Origin of the sequence: Pseudomonas marginalis (assembly GCF_900105325.1) — a bacterium.
In the GTDB taxonomy this organism is placed as follows: Bacteria; Pseudomonadota; Gammaproteobacteria; order Pseudomonadales; family Pseudomonadaceae; genus Aquipseudomonas; species Aquipseudomonas marginalis.
Window position 1 is genome coordinate 745,147 of record NZ_FNSU01000001.1, and the last position, 21,871, is coordinate 767,017.

20 protein-coding genes are annotated in these 21,871 nt (G+C 62.0%); 17 read left to right on the forward strand and 3 right to left on the reverse strand.

Translation table 11 applies throughout. The features are described 5' to 3' along the window. The first annotated feature begins 117 nt into the window (after positions 1 to 117). The 15 genes from BLW22_RS03660 to BLW22_RS03730 all read left to right on the forward strand — a co-directional run bounded on the left by BLW22_RS03660 (position 118) and on the right by BLW22_RS03730 (position 15,759). Entirely contained in the window at positions 118 to 1,680 is a 1,563-nt protein-coding gene (locus BLW22_RS03660; protein ID WP_413038056.1) for a methyl-accepting chemotaxis protein, read from the forward strand. Further along, complete coding sequence (locus tag BLW22_RS03665) at positions 1,680 to 2,192, forward strand: chemotaxis protein CheW (RefSeq protein WP_027604522.1); 513 nt, start codon at positions 1,680 to 1,682, stop codon at positions 2,190 to 2,192. Before BLW22_RS03660 ends, BLW22_RS03665 begins: the two co-directional genes overlap by 1 nt. Continuing rightward, a complete protein-coding gene (locus BLW22_RS03670; protein ID WP_074844212.1) occupies positions 2,189 to 3,442 on the forward strand; it encodes a CheR family methyltransferase in 1,254 nt (417 codons plus the stop codon). The genes BLW22_RS03665 and BLW22_RS03670 overlap by 4 nt, the downstream gene beginning before the upstream one ends. Then, positions 3,439 to 4,140, forward strand: coding sequence for a chemotaxis protein CheW (locus BLW22_RS03675; RefSeq protein ID WP_027604520.1), 702 nt, complete (start codon positions 3,439 to 3,441; stop codon positions 4,138 to 4,140). Before BLW22_RS03670 ends, BLW22_RS03675 begins: the two co-directional genes overlap by 4 nt. Beyond that, on the forward strand, positions 4,137 to 6,419 hold the full coding sequence (locus tag BLW22_RS03680) for a hybrid sensor histidine kinase/response regulator (protein WP_065948858.1): 2,283 nt from the start codon (positions 4,137 to 4,139) through the stop codon (positions 6,417 to 6,419). Before BLW22_RS03675 ends, BLW22_RS03680 begins: the two co-directional genes overlap by 4 nt. After that, positions 6,416 to 7,426 (forward strand): chemotaxis response regulator protein-glutamate methylesterase, encoded by a 1,011-nt coding sequence (gene cheB / locus BLW22_RS03685; RefSeq protein WP_065926489.1) that lies wholly within the window; start codon positions 6,416 to 6,418, stop codon positions 7,424 to 7,426. The genes BLW22_RS03680 and cheB overlap by 4 nt, the downstream gene beginning before the upstream one ends. A 51-nt stretch (positions 7,427 to 7,477) precedes the next feature. Further along, complete coding sequence (locus BLW22_RS03690) at positions 7,478 to 8,479, forward strand: response regulator (protein WP_065926488.1); 1,002 nt, start codon at positions 7,478 to 7,480, stop codon at positions 8,477 to 8,479. A 156-nt stretch (positions 8,480 to 8,635) separates the two neighbouring features. After that, positions 8,636 to 9,731, forward strand: a protein-coding gene (gene prfB / locus BLW22_RS03695) for a peptide chain release factor 2 (protein WP_098465888.1) whose coding sequence is annotated in 2 segments (ribosomal slippage) — positions 8,636 to 8,707 and positions 8,709 to 9,731 — 1,095 coding nt in all. Because the reading frame shifts where the segments join, the coding sequence is not laid out codon by codon here. A gap of 90 nt (positions 9,732 to 9,821) precedes the next feature. Then, on the forward strand, positions 9,822 to 11,324 hold the full coding sequence (lysS, locus tag BLW22_RS03700) for a lysine--tRNA ligase (RefSeq protein WP_065926487.1): 1,503 nt from the start codon (positions 9,822 to 9,824) through the stop codon (positions 11,322 to 11,324). A gap of 106 nt (positions 11,325 to 11,430) precedes the next feature. After that, positions 11,431 to 12,147 (forward strand): TetR/AcrR family transcriptional regulator, encoded by a 717-nt coding sequence (locus tag BLW22_RS03705; protein ID WP_027604515.1) that lies wholly within the window; start codon positions 11,431 to 11,433, stop codon positions 12,145 to 12,147. 15 nt (positions 12,148 to 12,162) lie between these two features. Continuing rightward, positions 12,163 to 12,711 (forward strand): hypothetical protein, encoded by a 549-nt coding sequence (locus BLW22_RS03710; RefSeq protein WP_065926486.1) that lies wholly within the window; start codon positions 12,163 to 12,165, stop codon positions 12,709 to 12,711. Positions 12,712 to 12,732: 21 nt separating this feature from the next. Then, positions 12,733 to 14,010: a flavohemoglobin expression-modulating QEGLA motif protein gene (locus BLW22_RS03715; protein WP_027604513.1), complete on the forward strand. Its 1,278-nt coding sequence runs from the start codon at positions 12,733 to 12,735 to the stop codon at positions 14,008 to 14,010. A 27-nt stretch (positions 14,011 to 14,037) separates the two neighbouring features. Continuing rightward, positions 14,038 to 14,943, forward strand: coding sequence for an alpha/beta hydrolase (locus BLW22_RS03720; protein ID WP_027604512.1), 906 nt, complete (start codon positions 14,038 to 14,040; stop codon positions 14,941 to 14,943). Next, positions 14,940 to 15,266 (forward strand): PA3694 family proteiin, encoded by a 327-nt coding sequence (locus BLW22_RS03725; protein WP_003172217.1) that lies wholly within the window; start codon positions 14,940 to 14,942, stop codon positions 15,264 to 15,266. The genes BLW22_RS03720 and BLW22_RS03725 overlap by 4 nt, the downstream gene beginning before the upstream one ends. A 169-nt stretch (positions 15,267 to 15,435) precedes the next feature. Further along, complete coding sequence (locus BLW22_RS03730) at positions 15,436 to 15,759, forward strand: hypothetical protein (RefSeq protein ID WP_065926485.1); 324 nt, start codon at positions 15,436 to 15,438, stop codon at positions 15,757 to 15,759. Between the two features lie 433 nt (positions 15,760 to 16,192). On the opposite strand, the gene BLW22_RS03735 is transcribed toward BLW22_RS03730, so the two are convergent. The 3 genes from BLW22_RS03735 to BLW22_RS03745 form a co-directional block, all read right to left on the reverse strand. Beyond that, positions 16,193 to 16,978, reverse strand: a complete 786-nt coding sequence (locus BLW22_RS03735) for a lipotoxin F family OmpA-related lipoprotein LptF (RefSeq protein WP_074844215.1) — start codon at positions 16,976 to 16,978, stop codon at positions 16,193 to 16,195. A gap of 55 nt (positions 16,979 to 17,033) precedes the next feature. Next, positions 17,034 to 17,444 carry a DUF4398 domain-containing protein gene (locus BLW22_RS03740; protein WP_169899499.1) on the reverse strand — a complete coding sequence of 137 codons (411 nt, stop codon included), beginning with the start codon at positions 17,442 to 17,444 and terminating at the stop codon, positions 17,034 to 17,036. Between the two features lie 297 nt (positions 17,445 to 17,741). Continuing rightward, positions 17,742 to 18,086 (reverse strand): hypothetical protein, encoded by a 345-nt coding sequence (locus BLW22_RS03745; RefSeq protein ID WP_027604509.1) that lies wholly within the window; start codon positions 18,084 to 18,086, stop codon positions 17,742 to 17,744. Positions 18,087 to 18,270: 184 nt separating this feature from the next. Between BLW22_RS03745 and ppc the strand changes: the two genes are divergently transcribed. Further along, a complete protein-coding gene (gene ppc / locus BLW22_RS03750; RefSeq protein ID WP_065926484.1) occupies positions 18,271 to 20,916 on the forward strand; it encodes a phosphoenolpyruvate carboxylase in 2,646 nt (881 codons plus the stop codon). 299 nt (positions 20,917 to 21,215) lie between these two features. Further along, complete coding sequence (adk, locus tag BLW22_RS03755) at positions 21,216 to 21,863, forward strand: adenylate kinase (RefSeq protein WP_010212617.1); 648 nt, start codon at positions 21,216 to 21,218, stop codon at positions 21,861 to 21,863. Positions 21,864 to 21,871: the final 8 nt, after the last annotated feature.

Below are 21,871 nucleotides of genomic sequence, written 5' to 3' on the forward strand. Positions count from 1 at the left end.
GAGGGCTTCTGCTCAGCTATACTCCCCTCCATTTGAATGGCCCTTCGAGGAAACACTGTGAAGAATTGGACCTTGCGCCAGCGGATTTTGGCGAGCTTTGCGGTCATTATCGCGATCATGCTGCTGATGGTTGTGGTGTCCTACTCACGGTTGCTGAAGATCGAAGCCAGCCAGGAATCGGTGCGTGACGACGCGGTGCCGGGGGTTTACCTCAGTTCGATGATCCGCAGCGCGTGGGTCGACAGCTATTTGCAGACCATCGATATCATTGGCCTGCGCGAGGATAAAACCTTCACCAATAGCGATAAGTCGGATTACAAGGCCTTCGAGGCGCGTATCGAACAGCAGATGGCCAATTACGAAAAAACCGTGCATAGCCAGGCCGATCGCATGGAGTTCGATAACTTCAAGGCCGCCCACATCAATTACAACAAGGTCCTGGCCGAGGTGCTTGAGCGCGTCGAAGCCAATGACCTGCCGGCCGCCCGCGAGCTGCTGGAAGAGCAATTGACGCCGATCTGGACCGAAGGGCGCATGAAGCTCAATGACATCATCACGGAAAACAAGGCCGTGTCCGACAGGGCAACGGCCGCCATTGACGACGCCGTTGCCTCGGCCAAGGTCAGCATGTTCCTGTCGCTGGCCGTGGCCATTCTCGCCGCCGGCCTGTGTGGCCTGCTGCTGATGCGCGCGATCATGGCGCCGATGCAACGCATCGTCGAGATCCTCCAGACCATGCGCACCGGTGACCTGAGCAAACGCTTGAACCTGGAGCGCAAGGACGAGTTCGGTGCGGTGGAAACCGGCTTCAACGACATGATGACCGAGCTCACGGCCCTGGTGTCCCAGGCCCAGCGCTCTTCGGTGCAGGTCACCACCTCGGTCACCGAGATTGCGGCCACCTCCAAGCAGCAGCAGGCCACTGCCACTGAAACCGCGGCCACCACCACTGAGATCGGTGCCACGTCACGGGAGATCGCTGCCACTTCCAAGGATCTGGTTCGCACCATGACCGAAGTGTCCACCGCCGCCGACCAGGCCTCGGTGGCCGCCGGTTCCGGCCAGCAAGGCCTGGCGCGCATGGAAGAAACCATGCACTCGGTGATGGGCGCCGCCGACCTGGTGAACGCCAAGCTGGCGATCCTCAATGAGAAGGCCGGCAATATCAACCAGGTGGTGGTGACCATCGTCAAGGTCGCCGACCAGACCAACCTGCTGTCCCTGAATGCCGCCATCGAAGCCGAAAAGGCCGGTGAATATGGGCGCGGTTTTGCCGTGGTGGCCACCGAAGTGCGGCGCCTGGCCGACCAGACCGCCGTGGCCACCTACGACATCGAGCAGATGGTGCGTGAAATCCAGTCAGCGGTTTCGGCGGGCGTGATGGGCATGGACAAGTTCTCCGAAGAAGTCCGTCGAGGCATGTTCGAAGTGCAGCAAGTAGGCGAGCAACTGTCGCAGATCATCCATCAGGTACAGGCCCTGGCGCCGCGGGTGTTGATGGTCAACGAAGGCATGCAGGCCCAGGCCACCGGCGCCGAGCAGATCAACCATGCCCTGGTGCAACTGGGCGATGCCAGCAGCCAGACGGTGGAGTCCCTGCGCCAGGCCAGCTTTGCCATCGATGAACTGAGCCAGGTTGCGGTGGGTCTGCGCAGCGGCGTGTCGCGTTTCAAAGTCTGATGAGCGACCTTGCGGCTAAACGCGGCGCCGTTCCGGCAGCGAAAAAAGCCTTGTTCCTGGTGTTTCACATCGGCAGCGAACGCTTTGCGCTCAAGGCCACGGAGGTGGCCGAGGTGTTGCCACGCCTGCCGCTCAAGCCTATCGCCCACGCGCCACTGTGGGTGGCGGGCATCTTTGCCCATCGCGGGGCGTTGGTGCCGGTCATCGACCTGAGTGCGCTGACCTTCGGCACAGCGGCCCAGGCGCGTACGAGTACGCGCCTGGTGCTGGTCAATTACCAGCCGCACACCTGGGTCGAATCGCGCTGGCTCGGGCTGATCCTCGAGCAGGCCACGGACACCCTGCGGTGCGACCCGGCCGAATTCCAGCCTTACGGCCTGGATAACCGCCAGGCGCGGTACCTGGGGCCGGTGCGTGAGGATGCCCTGGGCCTGATGCAGTGGATTGGCGTGAATGACGTGCTCACCGATGATGTGCGCGCCCTGTTGTTTTCTGCCGAGCTGAGCCTATGAGCAACGACCCGCGTTTCTTTGCCTTCTTGAAAGAACGTATCGGCCTGGACGTCGCGTCGGTCGGCGAGGCCATCATCGAGCGCGCCGTACGCCAGCGCAGCCAGGCCGTGCAGGCGCAAACGCCAGGGCAGTACTGGCAGCACCTGCAAAGCTCCGAGGACGAGCAACACGCGCTGATCGAAGCCGTGATCGTCCCCGAGACCTGGTTTTTCCGTTACCCCGAATCCTTTGCGACCCTGGCCCGACTGGCGCTTGCACGCCTGGCCGAGATCAAGCAGATGCGCGCCCTGCGCATTCTCAGCCTGCCGTGTTCCACCGGCGAAGAACCCTATTCCATTGCCATGGCCTTGCTGGATGCCGGGCTGGCGCCGCACCAGTTCAAGGTCCTGGGCCTGGATGTCAGCCCGCTGTCGGTGGAGCGCGCCCGGCGTGGGGTGTATGGCAAGAACTCGTTTCGCGGTGGCGATACTGCCTTTCGCGACCGCCACTTCACGGAATACGGCGACGGGTTCCACATCGCCGACCGCGTGCGCGAACAGGTGCGCCTGCAAGTCGGCAACCTGCTCGACCCGACGCTGCTGGCGAACGAGGCGAGCTACGATTTCGTGTTTTGCCGCAACCTGCTGATCTACTTTGACCAGCCGACCCAGAAACAAGTCTTCGATGTGCTCAAGGGCCTGACCCATGTGGACGGCGTGCTGTTTATCGGTCCCGCCGAGGGCAGCTTGCTGGGGCGCCACGGCATGCGCTCGATTGGGGTGCCGCAGTCATTTGCCTTCAGCCGGCATGCCGAACCGGTGAAGCCTGAGCCGGTATTCGTGCCCATGCCGACGCCACCGCGCAGCGCCGCGCCGGTCCCGGTCAAGCCGCGACCGTTCAGCACGGCCAGCACCCAGGCGGGGCCGATCAAGGCGCCGCCCTCCGATGCGGGCACCTTGCTCAGCCGCATCGCCAGCCTGGCCAACGAAGGCAAAAGTGCCGAGGCCCGCGCCGCCTGCGAGCAGTATCTGAACAGTCACCCGCCGGCCGCCCAGGTGTTCTACTGGCTGGGGTTGCTCAGCGACGTGGCCGGCAGCGCCCTGGAAGCCCAGGGGTTTTATCGTAAAGCCTTGTACCTGGAACCCCAGCACCCGCAGGCCTTGATGCACCTGGCCGCCTTGCTCGAGTCCCAGGGCGACAGTGCGGGGGCGCGCCGTTTACAGGCGCGGGCCGCCCGCAGCGAGCGAGCAGACAGTGAGTCCAAACGATGAGTAGCACCGAGGCGCTCAACACCGCAGGCCTGGACCTGACCCTGGCCGACACCCAAGCCATCGACGACTGCTGGAACCGTATCGGTATCCATGGCGACAAGTCGTGCCCGTTGCTTGTGGAGCATATCCACTGCCGTAACTGTTCGGTGTACTCGGCTGCCGCCACGCGCTTGCTGGACCGCTATGCCTTGCAGCAGGACGACCGTCGTCCGGTGGCGGCTGCCGAGGTTGACGAAAAGATCGTCACCCGCTCGCTGTTGGTGTTCCGCCTCGGCGAGGAATGGCTGGGCATCGCCACCCGCTGCCTGGTGGAGGTGGCGCCGTTGCAACCGATTCACTCGCTGCCGCACCAGCGCTCCCGTGCCTTGCTCGGTGTGGCCAATGTGCGTGGTGCGCTGGTGGCGTGCCTGTCGCTGGTGGAGTTGCTTGGCCTGGAAACAACCCATCAGGGCGCCAGCGGTGGGCGGATCATGCCGCGCATGCTGATCATCGCCGCGCAGGATGGCCCGGTGGTGGTGCCGGTGGACGAAGTGGATGGCATCCATGCCATCGATGAGCGCACCCTGAAGGCGGCGTCGGCCTCGGGTACCCAGGCCAGCGCGCGCTACACCCAGGGTGTGTTGCAGTGGAAAGGCCGTAGCCTGCGGTGGCTGGACGAGGCGCAATTGTTGTCCGCCGTGACCCGGAGCCTCACATGACCCCCGACCAGATGCGCGACGCCTCGCTGCTGGAGCTGTTCAGCCTGGAAGCCGATGCCCAGACCCAGGTGCTGAGCGCGGGCCTGCTGGCCCTGGAGCGCAACCCTACCCAGGCCGACCAGCTTGAAGCCTGCATGCGTGCCGCGCATTCGCTCAAGGGCGCGGCGCGCATCGTCGGGGTGGACGCCGGGGTCAGCGTGGCCCATGTCATGGAGGATTGCCTGGTCAGCGCCCAGGAACGCCGCCTGTACCTGCAACCCGAACATATCGACGCGTTGCTGCAAGGCACCGACTTGCTGATGCGTATCGCCACTCCTGGCAACGATGTCGGCACGGCGGACATCGATGCCTATGTGGCGTTGATGGAGCGCCTGCTGGATCCATCCCAGCCCAGTGCCTACGTCGCGCCGCTGCCCGCTGCGCCTGAGCCCGCCCCGGCGCCGCTCATCGAAGAGCTGCCGCCGGAGCCTGAGCCCGCACCGCACGTCGCCAGTGATCCGCCGCGTCAGGGCCGGCGCATGACTGAAGGTGGCGAACGCGTATTGCGCGTGACCGCCGAGCGCTTGAACAGCCTGTTGGACCTCTCGAGCAAGTCTCTGGTGGAAACCCAGCGGCTCAAGCCCTACCTGGCCAGCATGCAGCGTCTCAAACGGATTCAAAGCCAGAGCGTACGCGCCCTGGATACCCTGGATGGCCAGCTCAAGACCCTGGGTTTGAGCCTCGAAGCCGAGGAAGCCCTGGCCGATACCCGCCGCCTGCTGAGCGAAGCCCAGGCGCTGCTGGCGGAAAAGACCGCCGAGCTGGATGAGTTTGGCTGGCAGGCCGGCCAGCGTGCCCAGGTGCTCTACGACACTGCGCTGGCCTGTCGCATGCGCCCGTTTGCCGACGTGCTGGCCGGTCAGGTGCGCATGGTGCGCGACCTCGGCCGAAGCCTGGGCAAGCAAGTGCGCCTGGAGATCGAGGGAGAAAAGACCCAGGTCGATCGCGACGTGCTGGAAAAGCTCGAAGCGCCACTCACCCATTTATTGCGCAATGCCGTCGACCACGGCATCGAAATGCCCGAGCAACGCCTGCTGGCAGGCAAACCTGCCGAAGGCCTGATCCGCCTGCGCGCGTCCCATCAGGCCGGCCTGCTGGTGCTGGAGCTGAGTGACGACGGCAATGGCGTCGACCTGGAGCGTCTGCGCGGCACCATCGTCGATCGGCATCTTTCAACCTGGGAGACGGCCCTGAACCTGAGTGAAGAGGAGCTGCTGACGTTCCTGTTCCTGCCGGGGTTCAGCCTGCGCGACAAGGTCACCGAAGTGTCCGGGCGCGGTGTCGGGCTGGATGCGGTGCAGCATATGGTTCGCCAACTGCGCGGCGCGGTGGTGCTGGAGCAGACGGCAGGGCAGGGCAGTCGCTTCCATCTGGAGGTGCCGCTGACCCTGTCGGTGGTGCGCAGCCTGGTGGTGGAAGTCGGCGAGGAAGCCTATGCGTTCCCGCTGGCGCATATCGAGCGCATGTGCGACCTGGCACCCGACGACATTGTGCAGTTGGAAGGCCGCCAGCATTTCTGGCATGAAGGTCGGCATGTGGGCCTGGTCGCCGCCAGCCAGCTGTTGCAGCGCCCATTGGGGCAGAGCAATGACGAAACCTTGAAGGTGGTGGTGATCCGCGAGCGCGATGCGGTTTACGGGATCGCCGTGGAACGCTTTATCGGCGAACGCACCCTGGTGGTGTTGCCGCTGGATGATCGCCTGGGCAAGGTCCAGGATATTTCCGCCGGTGCCTTGCTGGACGACGGCTCGGTGGTATTGATCGTCGATGTGGAAGATATGCTGCGCTCGGTGGACAAGCTGCTCAACACCGGGCGCCTGGAACGCATCGCCCGGCGCAGCCAGCAGGCCACCGAGGCACCGCGCAAGCGGGTACTGGTGGTGGACGACTCGCTCACTGTGCGGGAGTTGCAACGCAAACTGCTGCTCAATCGCGGGTACGAAGTGGCCGTCGCGGTTGACGGCATGGACGGCTGGAACGCCTTGCGCTCCGAAGACTTCGACCTGCTTATCACTGATATCGATATGCCTCGTATGGACGGTATTGAATTGGTCACACTCCTGCGCCGTGACAGTCGCCTGCAATCGTTGCCGGTGATGGTGGTGTCGTACAAAGACCGTGAAGAAGACCGCCGTCGCGGGCTGGATGCTGGGGCCGATTATTATCTGGCCAAGGCCAGTTTCCACGATGACGCGCTGCTGGATGCCGTGGTGGAGCTGATCGGAGGCGCGCGGTCATGAGGATTGCGATCGTCAATGACATGCCCCTGGCCGTGGAGGCCCTGCGCCGTGCCTTGAGCTTCGAGCCCGCGCACCAGGTGGTGTGGGTGGCCAGCAATGGCCTGGAGGCGGTGCAGCGCTGCGCCGAATTGACCCCGGACCTGATCCTGATGGACCTGATCATGCCGGTGATGGACGGCGTGGAGGCCACGCGGCAGATCATGGCCGAGACCCCGTGCGCGATCCTGCTGGTGACCGTCGACCGCCAGGCCAATGTGAGCCGGGTGTTCGAAGCCATGGGCCACGGCGCCCTGGATGTGGTGGACACGCCGGCGCTCGGCGTGGGCAACCCCAAGGATGCGGCGGCGCCGTTGCTGCGCAAGATCCTCAACATCGGCTGGCTGATCGGCCAGCGCGGCAGCCGTGTGCGCGCCGAAACCACCCCGGAGCGCAGCACCGGCGAACGCCAGAGCCTGGTGGCGATCGGTTCTTCGGCGGGTGGCCCGGCTGCCCTGGAAACCCTGCTCAAGGGATTGCCCCGGGACTTTGCCGCCGCCATTGTGCTGGTGCAGCATGTGGATCAGGTCTTCGCCGCCGGCATGGCCGAGTGGCTGAGCAGCGCCTCCGGCCTGCCGGTACGCCTGGCCCGCGAAGGCGAACCGCCGCAAAGCGGGGTGGTGCTGCTGGCCGGCACCAATCACCACATTCGTTTATTGAAGAATGGCACGCTAGCCTATACCGCAGAGCCGGTGAACGAGATTTACCGGCCTTCGATCGACGTGTTTTTCGAAAGCGTGGCCAGCCACTGGAATGGCGATGCCGTCGGCGTACTGCTGACGGGTATGGGGCGTGACGGGGCCCAGGGGCTCAAGCTAATGCGTGAACAAGGTTATTTGACCATCGCCCAGGATCAGCAAAGCTCGGCGGTGTATGGCATGCCCAAAGCGGCGGCGGCGATTGATGCTGCTGTTGAAATTCGCCCACTGGATAGAATTGCGCCCCGATTGCTGGAGGTCTTTGCAAAATGATCATGACCTTCCGCGGTGTTGGCTTGCAGGCAGTAATTCAGGTGACTGCACATGAATGATTTACAGATCGACGACATCAAGACCGACGAAAACGCCGCCATGGTGTTGCTGGTCGACGACCAGGCCATGATCGGCGAAGCCGTCCGGCGCGGCCTGGCCCACGAAGAAAACATCGACTTCCACTTCTGTGCCGACCCGCACCAGGCGATTGCCCAGGCCATCCGCATCAAGCCCACGGTGATCCTGCAGGACCTGGTGATGCCGGGCCTCGACGGCTTGACCCTGGTGCGCGAATACCGCAACCACCCGGCCACGCAGAACATCCCGATCATCGTGCTTTCCACCAAGGAAGACCCGCTGATCAAGAGCGCGGCGTTCTCGGCGGGGGCCAACGATTACCTGGTCAAGCTGCCGGACAACATCGAACTGGTGGCGCGCATCCGCTATCACTCGCGTTCCTACATGACCCTGTTGCAGCGCGATGCCGCCTACCGTGCGCTGCGGGTCAGCCAGCAACAGCTGCTGGACACCAACCTGGTGCTGCAACGGCTGATGAACTCCGATGGCCTGACCGGGCTGTCCAACCGCCGCCACTTCGACGAATACCTGGAGCTGGAATGGCGCCGCGCCATGCGTGATCAGACCCAGCTGTCATTGCTGATGATCGACGTGGATTTCTTCAAGACCTACAACGACAGCTTTGGCCACGTCGAGGGTGATGAAGCCTTGCGCAAGGTCGCCAACACTATCCGCGAAGCCAGCAGCCGCCCCTCGGACCTGCCGGCACGCTACGGCGGCGAAGAGTTTGCCCTGGTGTTGCCGAACACCTCGCCGGGTGGGGCACGCCTGGTGGCGGAAAAGCTGCGCATGGCCGTCGCCGCACTGAAAATCCCGCATATCGCCCCGGCGGAAGGCTCGAGCCTGACCATCAGCATCGGGCTGTCGACCATGACGCCGGTGCAGGGTACCGATTGCCGCCAGTTGATCATGGCGGCGGACAAGGGCTTGTATACGGCCAAGCACAACGGGCGAAACCTGGTCGGCATCGAGTGACTCGAGGCCGCAACAGATCAAAATGTGGGAGGGGGCTTGCCCCCTCCCACATTTAACCCTGCGTAGTCTGCCTTTTCGCCAGGCGGGCTGCCGCTCCCCCCCGTTTGCCGTTATACTCGCCGGCTTTCAAAAGTTCGCCAACGAGTGCTGCCCGCCATGGAAATCAACCCGATCCTTAACACCATCAAGGACCTGTCCGAGCGCTCCGAAACTATTCGGGGGTATCTTTGACTACGATCAAAAGCATGAGCGCCTGACCGAAGTCAATCGCGAGCTTGAAGATCCGAGTGTCTGGAACAAACCTGAATACGCCCAGGAACTGGGGCGCGAGCGCGCTGCGCTGGCGCAGATCGTCGACACCCTCGACGAACTGAATACCGGCCTGGCCGATTGCCGCGACCTGCTGGACATGGCCGTCGAGGAAAACGACGAAGGCGCAGTGGGCGATGTCGTCGCCGAGCTGGCCCGTCTCGAGGAAAACCTCGCCAAGCTTGAATTCCGTCGCATGTTCAGCCACGAAATGGACCCGAACAACGCCTACTTGGACATCCAGGCCGGTTCCGGCGGCACCGAAGCCCAGGACTGGGCCAACATCCTGCTGCGCATGTACCTGCGCTGGGCCGACAAACGCGGTTTCGACGCCACCATCATGGAACTGTCGGCTGGTGAAGTCGCCGGCATCAAGGGCGCGACCGTGCACATCAAGGGTGAATACGCCTTTGGCTGGCTGCGTACCGAGATCGGCGTACACCGCCTGGTGCGCAAGAGCCCGTTCGACTCCGGCAACCGTCGCCACACCTCGTTCTCTGCGGTGTTCGTCTCGCCCGAGATCGATGACAAGGTGGAAATCGAGATCAACCCGGCCGACCTGCGTATCGACACCTACCGCTCCTCCGGTGCCGGTGGCCAGCACGTAAACACCACCGACTCGGCCGTACGTATTACCCACGTACCGACCAACACCGTGGTGAGCTGCCAGAACGAACGTTCCCAGCACGCGAACAAGGACACCGCCATGAAAATGCTGCGGGCCAAGTTGTACGAGCAGGAAATGCAGAAGCGCAACGCCGCTTCCCAGGCCCTGGAAGACACCAAGTCGGATATCGGCTGGGGTCACCAGATCCGCTCTTATGTGCTCGATGCGTCGCGGATCAAGGATCTGCGCACTAACATCGAACGCAGCGACTGCGACAAGGTGCTCGACGGTGACATTGACGAATACCTGGAAGCCAGCCTGAAATCTGGCCTGTAACCCCTTGTAGGAACCGGGGGGACGCCTGGTCCTTGCCGGCGATCCCCGGCCTACGCCTGGGACAACGAACCTGATGGAAAATTTAAAGACATGAGCGACCAACAACTCGACCCGCAAGCCCTGCAACAGGAAGAAAACTCCCTGATCGCCCTGCGCAAGGAAAAGCTGGCTGCCGAGCGCGCCAAGGGCAATGCCTTCCCCAACGACTTCCGTCGCGACAACTACTGCGATGCCTTGCAGAAGCAGTACGCGGACAAGACCAAGGAAGAGCTGGCAGAAGCGGCGATCCCGGTCAAGGTGGCAGGTCGCATCATGCTCAACCGTGGCTCGTTCATGGTGATCCAGGACATGACCGGGCGTATCCAGGTCTACGTCAACCGCAAGACCCTGTCCGAAGAAACCCTGGCCTCGGTGAAAACCTGGGATATGGGCGACATCATCGCCGCCGAAGGCACCCTGGCCCGTTCCGGCAAGGGCGACCTGTACGTGGAAATGACCAGCGTGCGCCTGCTGACCAAGTCCCTGCGCCCGTTGCCGGACAAGCACCACGGCCTGACCGACACCGAGCAGCGTTACCGCCAGCGCTACGTTGACCTGATCGTCAACGAAGACGTGCGCCAGACCTTCCGCGTGCGTTCGCAGGTCATCGCGCACATCCGCAGCTTCCTGATGCAGCGTGACTTCCTGGAAGTGGAAACCCCGATGTTGCAGACCATCCCGGGTGGTGCCGCAGCCAAGCCGTTCGAAACCCACCACAACGCACTGGACCTGGAAATGTTCCTGCGTATCGCGCCTGAGTTGTACCTCAAGCGTCTTGTGGTCGGTGGCTTCGAGAAGGTGTTCGAGATCAACCGCAACTTCCGTAACGAAGGCGTCTCGACCCGGCACAACCCGGAATTCACCATGTTGGAGTTCTACCAGGCCTACGCCGACTACGAAGACAACATGGACCTCACCGAGGAACTGTTCCGCGAGCTGGCGCAGCTTGTCCTCGGGACTACCGACGTGCCGTACGGCGACAAGGTGTTCCACTTCGGCGAGCCGTTCGTGCGCCTGTCGGTGTTCGACTCGATCCTCAAGTACAACCCTGAGTTGACCGCAGACGACCTCAACGACATCGACAAGGCCCGCGCCATCGCCAAGAAAGCCGGTGCCAAGGTGCTCGGTTTCGAAGGCCTGGGCAAACTGCAGGTGATGATTTTCGAAGAGCTGGTGGAGCACAAGCTGGAACAGCCGCACTTCATTACCCAGTACCCGTTCGAAGTGTCGCCGCTGGCCCGTCGCAACGACGACAACCCGAACGTCACCGACCGTTTCGAGCTGTTCATCGGCGGCCGCGAAATCGCCAACGCCTACTCCGAGCTTAACGATGCCGAAGACCAGGCCGAGCGCTTCATGGCCCAGGTGGCCGACAAGGACGCTGGCGACGACGAAGCCATGCACTACGACGCCGACTTCGTACGTGCCCTGGAATACGGCATGCCGCCAACGGCCGGTGAAGGTATCGGCATCGACCGCCTGGTGATGTTGTTGACCAACTCGCCGTCGATCCGCGATGTGATCTTGTTCCCGCACATGCGGCCACAAGCGTAAATGTAGCGAAATCCGAAGCCGCCTTTTATAAGGCGGCTTTTTTATGTGGCGTTTTTAAGCGTCAAGCAAACAGCGCCAGGTTTTGATCTATTCAAGGATGTGTGTCGTGAACCGCGTAACCGCTCAAGAAGGTGCCGCCGGCATTGCCGCTGCCGTGGCTGAAAGCGTCCAGTACCAGGGCCGTAAGGCCAGCCGTCGGGGCAGCGAGCAACGCAGGCAAGACATTCTCGATGCAGCCATGCGCATCGTGGTGCGCGATGGCGTGCGGGCCGTGCGCCATCGGGCCGTGGCGGCCGAGGCCGGTGTGCCGTTGTCAGCCACTACCTATTACTTCAAGGACATCGATGACCTGCTCACCGATACCTTCGCCCAGTACGTTGAACGCAGCGCCGCCTTCATGGGCAAGCTATGGGTGCGTAACGAAGGCCTGCTGCGTGAGATGGTCGCCTATGGCGATGGCAGCCCGGAATCGCGCTCGCAACTGGCCGATGACATCGCGCGGCTGACCGCCGACTATGTGCTGCGCCAGTTGACCAACCGCCGCGAGCATTTGATGGCCGAACAGGCCTTTCGCCAGGAAGCCTTGCTCAACCCGCGCCTGGCTGAGCTGGTGCGTTCCCACCAGCAGATCCTGTTGCAGGGCACGGGGCAGTTTTTCCAGGTATTGGGCTCCCGCGAGCCGCAACAGGACGCCAAGGTGTTGACGGCGATTATCAGTCGGATGGAATATCAGGGCCTGCTGGGCGGCGCAGAGCCTCTGACCGGTGAAGAGATGCTTGAGATCCTCAAGCGTTACATGCATTTGGTGTTGGCCTCGGTCTGACACCGGGGGAGTCCAATGAAAACCTGGCGTGTGGCGGTAATCGCCTTGTCGTTCCTGTTGCTCAGCGGTTGCCTGGTCACGTTCAAGGACCCGTTGCCCGCCCATGAGGCGGCACCGGATGAGTTGCTGGGCCATTGGACCAGCAGGAATGCCTGGGGCGAACCGCTCAATCTGCGCATCAGCCGTGCCGGTGAGCACCGCTACAAGGCGGTGAGCTACCCTAAAGCCACGCCGGCCCAGCGCGATGAGTACCTGTTTACCGTTTCGCGTCATGGCAACCGCTGGTACCTGTCGGCACCGTTGCCGGCCCGGTTCGGAGGGCATTACTTCCTGGCGGGGTTCGAGTTCGACGATAAGCACGAATTGGTGGTCTATAACCTCGACCTCGAACAGATTCACCAGGCCATCGGGCAACAGGTGCTGCAGGGCAGCAGCGTGGATACCGTCGAAGGCGCCGGCGTACGGGTCGACAGTTCCATGAGCCAGGTGTTTGCCTACCTGGATGATCCGGCCAATGCCGATGTGTTCGTTGAAGCCGTGCGCTACCAGCGTGCGGGCAAATAACGTTTAAAGAGGAAGCACCGGGTGGACGATTACCAGCAGACGATACGCAGCTTGTCCGATCGCATTGTGCTGGCGCAAACACCGATTCGCGTCCTCGACGCCGTGAAGTGGGACGACAACATTCGCCAGGGATTCCTCAAGGCCAAGGGCAAGGCCATGCCCGCCGTGGATCGCGACTATTACCTGAACCGGCCGCTGTCGTTCGACTCCAGTGCGGTAAAGCTGGAATTCCAGAACATCGAACGCGACATCACTCGCCGCCTCGGCCAGTTCAGCCCGGTGGGGCAGATCATGCGCCGCATGTGCCGCGAATACCGCATGGTGGTGCGCATGCTCGAAGCCCGCGGCACCGAGGACTTCGGCCTGATTTCCCAGGAGCTGTACGGCGCCGCCTCCGACGCCTTCCACGCCGGCGACCCGACCCTGGCTGACCTGGGCCTGATGCTCTCCGACTACCTGAACAATATCGACGGCCGTGGTGACCTCAAGGACGAAGCCAAGACCCTGACCGCCAAGGACGCCGTGGCCCTGCTGCAAACCCGCCTGAACAAGGTATTTGGCGAAGCCGAAGAGACCATCCGGGTGTTTGAGTCCGACGGTATCGTTGCCGATGCCGCAGCGGGCGCCGACTACATCAAGATCCGCGCCGACGCGATGTTCAACGACCGCGACGTGCGTGCGCTGGAAGTCCACGAAGGCCTGGTGCATGTCGGTACCACGCTCAACGGCCAGAACCAGCCGATCTGCACGTTCCTGTCCAAGGGCCCGCCGTCGTCCACCGTGACCCAGGAAGGCCTGGCGATCCTCATGGAGATCATTACGTTCGCCTCCTACCCGAGCCGCTTGCGCAAGCTGACCAACCGCACCCGTGCGATCCACATGGTGGAAGAGGGTGCCGACTTCCTGCAGGTGTTCGAGTTCTTCCGCGAGCAAGGCTTTGAAATGGCCGAAAGCTATGGCAACGCCAGCCGGGTATTCCGTGGCTCGGTGCCGAACGGCCTGCCGTTTACCAAGGATCTGTCCTACCTCAAGGGCTTTATCATGGTCTACAACTACATCCAGCTGGCCGTGCGCAAAGGCAAGCTGGAGCAAGTGCCGCTGCTGTTCTGCGGCAAGACCACCCTGGAAGACATGCGCACCTTGCGCCAACTGGTGGACGAAGGCCTGGTGGTGCCGCCCAAGTACCTGCCGGAGCAGTTCCGCGACATGAATGCACTGGCGGCGTGGATGTGTTTCTCCAACTTCCTCAACCACTTGAGCCTGGACCGGATCGAGGCGGATTACTCCAATATCCTTTAAACGTTGTTATTCACGAGGCTTCAACGGATGAGAATCCTCGGCATTCTGTGCCTGCTACTCACATTGAACGGTTGCAGCTCGCTGCTGTTCTACCCCGAACCCGGCCTGCCGTTCACGCCCGAAAAAGCGCACTTGCAATACCGCGATGTCACCCTCACCACCGCCGACGGTGTGAAGTTGCACGCGTGGTGGCTGCCGGCCAAGGCCGGAGTACCCGTCAAAGGGACGGTGCTGCACCTGCACGGCAACGGCGGTAACCTGGCCTGGCACCTGGGCGGCAGCTGGTGGTTGCCGGAGCAGGGCTACCAGGTACTGCTGCTGGACTATCGCGGTTACGGGCTGTCGGCAGGCAAGCCCTCGCTGCCAGCGATCTATCAGGACGTGGACGCGGCGTTCAACTGGCTCGACCAGGCGCCCGAAACCCAGGGCCAGCCGTTGATCGTCCTCGGTCAAAGCCTCGGCGGTGCGCTGGCGGTGCATTACCTGGCGGAACACCCGCAGCGTCAAGTCCAACTCAAGGCCCTGGTACTGGACGGCGTGCCCGCCAGTTATCGTGACGTAGGACAATTCGCCCTGAGCACCTCCTGGTTAACATGGCCCTTCCAGGTGCCCTTGTCTTGGCTGGTGCCCGACGCCGACAGCGCGATCAACGCCATGCCGCAACTGACCGGCGTGCCGAAATTGCTGTTCCACAGCCTGGATGACCCGATCGTGCCCGTGGCCAACGGTATCCGCCTGTATCAGGCCGCGCCACCGCCACGGGTATTGCAGTTGACCCGCGGCGGCCATGTGCAGACCTTTGCCGACAAGACTTGGCAAACCGTGATGCTGCGCTATCTGGACGACCCGCAGCACTTCAACGGCCTGCGCCGCCTGGGCGAGATTCCGAATTACCCCATTCCTAAAGTTGATCCATCAGAGAGCCCGCAATGAGCGAAGAACGCAACATGATCCCGCTGATCCTCACCGGCATCGGCACCATCATCGGCACCGTCGGCTGCCTGTGGTACTACGGCTATTTGCACTTCGCCAAGCCTGAGGATGCGTTGCTGCTCAGCGACTTCACCATGCTCAAGACCGTGCCGGGCGAGGACTACAAGATCTCCCTGACCCCGGCCGCTCAAGTGGCACAGTGCGTCGATGGTGTGCTGGTCATGTTCGATACCGAACAAAAAGGCTTGAGTGGAGTGTTGGTCAACAACAAAAAGCAGGCGGTGCGTTGCATGGGCCAGGAAACCCCGCAACTGCAGCAGTAAGCCAGCGCGTCGAGTCCGTGGGAAAACGCCACTCAGCCTGGGGATTCGTCCCTTGGTGCAGGTCCGAGTCTTCCCAGGCCGGAACCATCTCTATTTGCCCGCCACAGACTATGGACTGATCGGTGTGACTGATCGGTCCTTTTCGTTAGTTATTGTGGAGTCGACATTTATGACAAGCATCAGCGGAACACAGTCTCCAGTGAATACGGGCAGCTATGGCGCCGGCGGGAGCTCCCAGGGAGACCTCAACCAACAGATTGATGACGTAAAAAGCAAAATTAACCAAATGGAGTCACAAGGCTCCCAGGGTGGGCAGGGAAGCGGTGGGGCCGGCGGCGGAGAGAGTCTCGAGGACCTGAAGGAGCTACTGAAGAAGCTGCTTGCACAACTGCAGCAACAAGGTGCACAGGGCGGCCAAGGCGGCGAAGGCGGCCAGGGCAATGGCCAGATTCCGCAACCCGACTATCAGGGGGGGGGCTCGATCAACACCTGATTGCCCACCCGTGGAAAAACCCGCCTGCCATAGGCGGGTTTTTGTGTATCCGGGGTCAGGTTAGCCACGGCCCGCTCAATGTCCACAGGGGGGCGGGATTTATTTGGAACCATATCGCGCAAGACGCCACAGAAAGCGGTGTAACTTACACAGTTCAGGGCCGAGAAAGTGGCGATATCTATTTTTTCAAATCCTGCAAATCCTGCAGCTCCTGAAAGTCCGGCATTACGCAACATGCGGGATATGGTCAGGTGCCATGAGGATCTGGAACGGCAGCAAGCTCGGGAGCAGAAAAAGCAACTGATGGAGCATTTGCCGAAACAGGCCCATGCCCCGAAGATTGAGCTGCCAGCGGAGGACACAAACCGTCCTGTCCAATTCGGCGAGCCCAAAAAAAACCCACCATAAGGTGGGTTTTCTTATCCAGCATCAATCAGTTGGTGACGGACGAGCGTGGCTTGACCGGCTGGTTATCGTTGGAGATGGTCACTTCAACGCGGCGGTTCATGGCACGGCCCGAGACGCTGCCGTTGTCGGCAACCGGGTATTCCTTGCCATAGCCGGTGGTCACGATGCGGCGTGGGTCAACGCCCATCTTGATCAGCGCAACCTGCACAGAAGCGGCACGTCGCTCCGACAGGCTCTGGTTGTAGGCATCGCTGCCTGTGCTGTCCGTGTAACCTTCAACGATCACCTGGCGATCCGGGTTTTCCTGAAGGAACTGCGCCAGCTTATTGATGTTGACCAGGCCGCTGGACTTCAGGTCGGCCTTGTTGGTGGCAAACAGCACGTCGCCAAAGGTCACCAGAGTACCGCGCTCGGTTTGCTTGGCGTTCAAGCTGTCCTGCAGCTGCTTGATCTGCGCATCACGGGCCTCGAGCAGGGCACGGGCGCGTTCGTCGCCGGCGTTTTTCAGCTTGGCTTCGGATTCGCGCAGCACGATGGTGTCTTTGGCCACTTCAACGCGCTGGTTGGTCAGGTAGGCCAGTTGATCGACCTTCTTCTGGTCTTCCTTGTCGCGGTAGGCCTTGTCAGCCTTGTCCAGCCAATCGCTGGCGTCCTTGGTTTCCAGGGCGGCAAGCTTGGTGGCTTGCGGGTTGGTTTGCAGGGACGAGAAGTTGGTCCGTGCGTTTTCCAGGTTTGCGTTGGGCGGGGTAGAGCAGGCCGCCAGGGCAACGCTCATCGCCAGCAGGGCAGGGATCATCAATTGTTTACGCATAGTCGTGTCGTCCTTTCAATTCGATATCGGGTGCAGTGCAATCAGGCGCGGCGCTTTATTTCTGCTGGATAGCAGCCGGGCGCATACCTTCCTGACGCAGCTCCTGAACAGCTTTCTGGGAATCCTTCACAGCCTGTTCGGCCTTGGCCGCCTGGGACTTGCGCTCTGCAACGCGAGCATCCCATTCAGCCTGTTCGGCCAGGCGACGCGCCTCGTCATAATTCTTGTCGTGCATGGCGATTTCGGCTTGCTTGAGCTTGTCCTGGGCCGATTTCATTTCAACTGCTGCGTACTCGGTACCGCCGGCGCTCACTGCGCTGTTGACCGCGGACTGAGTCACCGCGTACTGCTCGGTTGGCGGGTTGCCGGCGCAGCCAGCCAAAACGAAGCTGGTGCCGATTGCCAGCGCGGCCAATTTAAGCCCGCGCAGGTGGTTAAACGTGGATTTGGCAGTGCTGGTCTTCATCGTCTTCAACTCCATTGGATAGCTCCTAAAAACATCAAAATCCATCGCAGTCGGTGAACGGCTTGGGGCGCGGCGGTAAAGCGCGACAGGCCCTTTCAAACGGCCGTTCCAAGTGATGGCTTACTGGCTGTGACCGGAGGCTTTTTTCAAAAGTTCAGAAGAGATGGCGATTTGCCTAAAAAAATATCTGACTGATTGGTCAGGGTAAAAAGTTGGAACTTTTGCCACGTGCAGGGGTACTCCGAGCCTCGGCAGAGGCCCGGAATACGGGGTTCAGATGGGTGTCAATCGAGTCCGTCAGTGCTTTTGGTCGTCGGCACTGGCAGACAAATCATGCAGATAGCGACGGGACAAGGTCAGGAACCGCGGCGTTGGCCCGACGTCCTCATAGAGCGGGTCGCCCTCTTCATCGGTGGCGATGACCTGTTGTCCCTTGATGTAGGGAAAGCTGGCTTCCAGCTCCTCAAGGGCGGCACCGATCAGCTCGCCGAGCAGTTCTTCGGTGTGGCGCTTGGGGTACATCTCGGCGATGGCTGCCAGCCGTGCAGCAGCCTCCACATCCAGATGGATGGCGTACTCGGTCTTGGTCAGGCGACCCTTGGCGTTCTCTTCCCAATGCTGGGCCAGTTCTCGAATTTTCATGGCAACCTCAATAAAGCCTGCGGTGGCAGGCGGTGATGAGTGACCAGCCGTGCGCGTGGATAAACGCGGCGGCTCACACTTGAGACTAGCTGCAAGTCACAAGGTTTAAAGTCTTGTCATAAAACGATGCCGGCGGCACTCTGACACACCTGCGCGTCCCGGATTTCTGGCTGGAGATTGGCTGATGAGTGATATCGATGCACGCTTGCGTGAGGATGTTCACCTGCTCGGTGAACTGTTGGGCAACACCATTCGAGAGCAGTACGGCGATGATTTTCTCGCCAAGATCGAACAGATCCGCAAAGGCGCCAAGGCCGACCGCCGCGGAGCCGCCCCGGACAAAGCCGCGGGTGATGAACTGAGCGCCAGCCTCAATCAGTTGCAGGAAAACGAACTGCTGCCGGTGGCGCGGGCCTTCAACCAGTTCCTCAACCTGGCCAATATCGCCGAGCAGTACCAGTTGATTCACCGGCGCGACGAGTCGCAACCGGCGCCGTTCGAGTCCCGCGTATTGCCGGAGTTACTGGCTCGCCTGCAGGGCGAGGGCCACAGCAATGAGTCCCTCGCCCGCCAGTTGGGGCGCCTGGACATCGAACTGGTCCTCACCGCCCACCCCACCGAAGTGGCACGCCGCACCCTGATCCAGAAATACGACGCCATCGCCGCGCAACTGGCGCTGCAGGATCATCGCGACCTCACCAGCGCTGAGCGCGAGCAGATCCGCCAGCGCCTGCAGCGCTTGATCGCCGAAGCCTGGCACACCGAAGAAATCCGCCGCACTCGGCCCACCCCGGTGGATGAAGCCAAGTGGGGCTTCGCGGTGATCGAGCATTCGTTGTGGCACGCCATCCCCAATTACTTGCGCAAGGCCGACCAGGCGTTACACGCTGCGACGGGCCTGCGTTTGCCGCTGGAAGCCGCGCCGATCCGCTTTGCGTCGTGGATGGGCGGCGACCGTGACGGCAACCCGAATGTCACCGCGCCCGTCACCCGCGAGGTGTTGCTGCTGGCGCGCTGGATGGCGGCCGACCTGTACCTGCGCGATATCGACCACCTGGCCTCCGAACTGTCGATGCAACAGGCCAGCCCGGCGTTGCAGGCCAAGGTCGGCGACAGCGTCGAACCTTATCGTGCCCTGCTCAAGCAACTGCGCGAACGCCTGCGCGCCACGCGCCAATGGGCCCATACCGCGTTGAGCAGCAGCACGCCGGCGCCTGCCGAGGTGTTGCAGAACAACCGCGATCTGCTCGAGCCACTGGAGTTGTGCTACCAGTCGTTGCACGCGTGCGGCATGGGCGTGATCGCCGACGGCCCGCTGCTCGATTGCCTGCGCCGGGCCGTAACCTTTGGTCTATTTCTGGTGCGCCTGGATGTGCGCCAGGATTCCAGTCGTCATTCGGCGGCGATGACTGAAATCACCGATTACCTGGGCCTGGGCCGTTACGAGGACTGGAACGAAGACATGCGCATCAGCTTCCTGATGAAGGAGCTGGCCAACCGTCGACCGCTGTTGCCGGGCTATTTCAAGCCATCGGCCGATACGGCCGAAGTGCTCAATACCTGCAAGGAAGTGGCCGCCGCGCCTGCCGCATCGTTAGGCTCGTATGTCATTTCCATGGCCGGTGCCGCGTCGGACGTATTGGCGGTGCAGCTGCTGCTTAAAGAGTCGGGCGTTCAACGGCCGATGCGCGTGGTGCCGCTGTTCGAAACCCTGGCCGACCTGGATAACGCCGGTCCCGTGATCGAACAACTGTTGCTGCTGCCAGGCTACCGGGCGCGCTTGCAGGGCCCGCAGGAAGTGATGATCGGCTACTCCGACTCGGCCAAGGACGCCGGCACCACCGCCGCCGCCTGGGCGCAGTACCGGGCCCAGGAGCGGCTGGTGGATATCTGCCGGGAGCAACAGGTGGAATTGCTGCTGTTCCACGGTCGCGGCGGCACCGTCGGACGTGGCGGCGGCCCGGCCCACGCGGCGATCCTGTCGCAACCGCCGGGTTCGGTGGCGGGGCGTTTCCGTACCACCGAACAAGGCGAGATGATTCGCTTCAAATTCGGCTTGCCGGACATTGCTGAACAGAACCTCAATCTCTATCTGGCCGCCGTGTTGGAAGCGACATTGCTGCCACCGCCGCCACCGGAGCCGGCGTGGCGCCATTTGATGGATGAATTGGCGGCCGACGGCGTCAGCGCTTATCGCGCGGTGGTGCGGGAAAATCCGCAATTCGTCGAGTATTTTCGTCAGTCCACCCCGGAGCAGGAGCTGGGCCGGCTACCTCTGGGCAGTCGCCCGGCCAAGCGTCGCGCCGGTGGTATAGAAAGCCTGCGCGCCATTCCGTGGATCTTCGGTTGGACCCAGACTCGCCTGATGCTGCCGGCCTGGCTGGGTTGGGAGGCCGCGTTGAGCAAGGCCCTGGAGCGCGGCGAAGGTGAACTGCTGGGACAGATGCGCGAACAGTGGCCGTTCTTCCGCACCCGCATCGATATGCTGGAAATGGTCCTGGCCAAGGCCGATGCCGATATTGCGCGCCTGTATGACGAGCGCCTGGTGCAGCCGGACCTGTTGCCATTGGGGGCGCACTTACGCGACCTATTGTCGCAGGCATGCGACGTGGTGCTTGGCCTGACCGGCCAGTCGCAACTGCTGGCCCATAGCCCTGACACCCTGGAGTTCATCCGCCTGCGCAACACCTACCTCGACCCCTTGCACCTGTTGCAGGCCGAGTTGCTCGCGCGCTCGCGTCGCCAGGAAGCCGCGCAGGACAGCCCTCTGGAACAGGCGTTGCTGGTGTCCGTGGCGGGTATTGCCGCCGGCCTGCGCAACACCGGCTGAGGTTTTTTGCGTGTTCTCAAAAGCTTGCGGATAAACCACGACGGCCGCCCTGAAAGGGGTGGTCGGCGTTTACAGCGCTGGTTGCACTCAGGCACACCCTACCTATGACGTACGCGTGGCGCGGGTTCCTGCGACTTTTGGCGGCTTGTGTGGTTAGGGCCCGCTGTGTATCTTGATCAGCCTTTGGCCGTTTGGGCGGCCTGGGCCCATAGTTTCATGAGCCCTATATTATTTTTACGAGATTGGCCCCACGCGGCGAATCCGAGCGTCATCTCTATAAAAAATTGAGGAGCACATCGATGCGCGTCATTCTGCTGGGAGCTCCCGGGGCCGGTAAAGGTACTCAGGCAAAGTTCATCACTGAAAAATTCGGCATTCCACAAATCTCCACCGGCGACATGCTGCGCGCAGCCGTCAAGGCCGGCACCGAGCTGGGCCTGATCGCCAAGAGCGTGATGGACAGCGGCGGCCTGGTCTCCGATGACCTGATCATCAACCTGGTCAAGGAACGCATCAGCCAGGAAGACTGCAAGAACGGCTTCCTGTTCGACGGTTTCCCACGCACCATTCCCCAGGCCGAAGCCCTGGTGAAAGCCGGCGTCGAGCTGGACGCGGTGGTGGAAATCGCGGTTGAAGATGAAGAAATCGTCCAGCGTATTGCCGGTCGTCGCGTCCACGAAGCCTCGGGCCGCGTGTACCACACCGTCTACAACCCGCCTAAAGTTGAAGGCAAGGACGATGTCACCGGTGAAGACCTGGTGCAGCGTAAGGACGACACCGAAGAAACCGTGCGTCATCGCCTGTCGGTCTACCATTCCCAGACCAAGCCGTTGGTGGATTTCTACCAGAAGCTGTCCGCAGCCCAGGGCAAGCCGAAGTACAGCCATATCCCTGGCGTCGGCTCGGTGGAAGCGATCACCGCCAAGGTCCTGCAAGCACTGAGCTGATCCTTTAT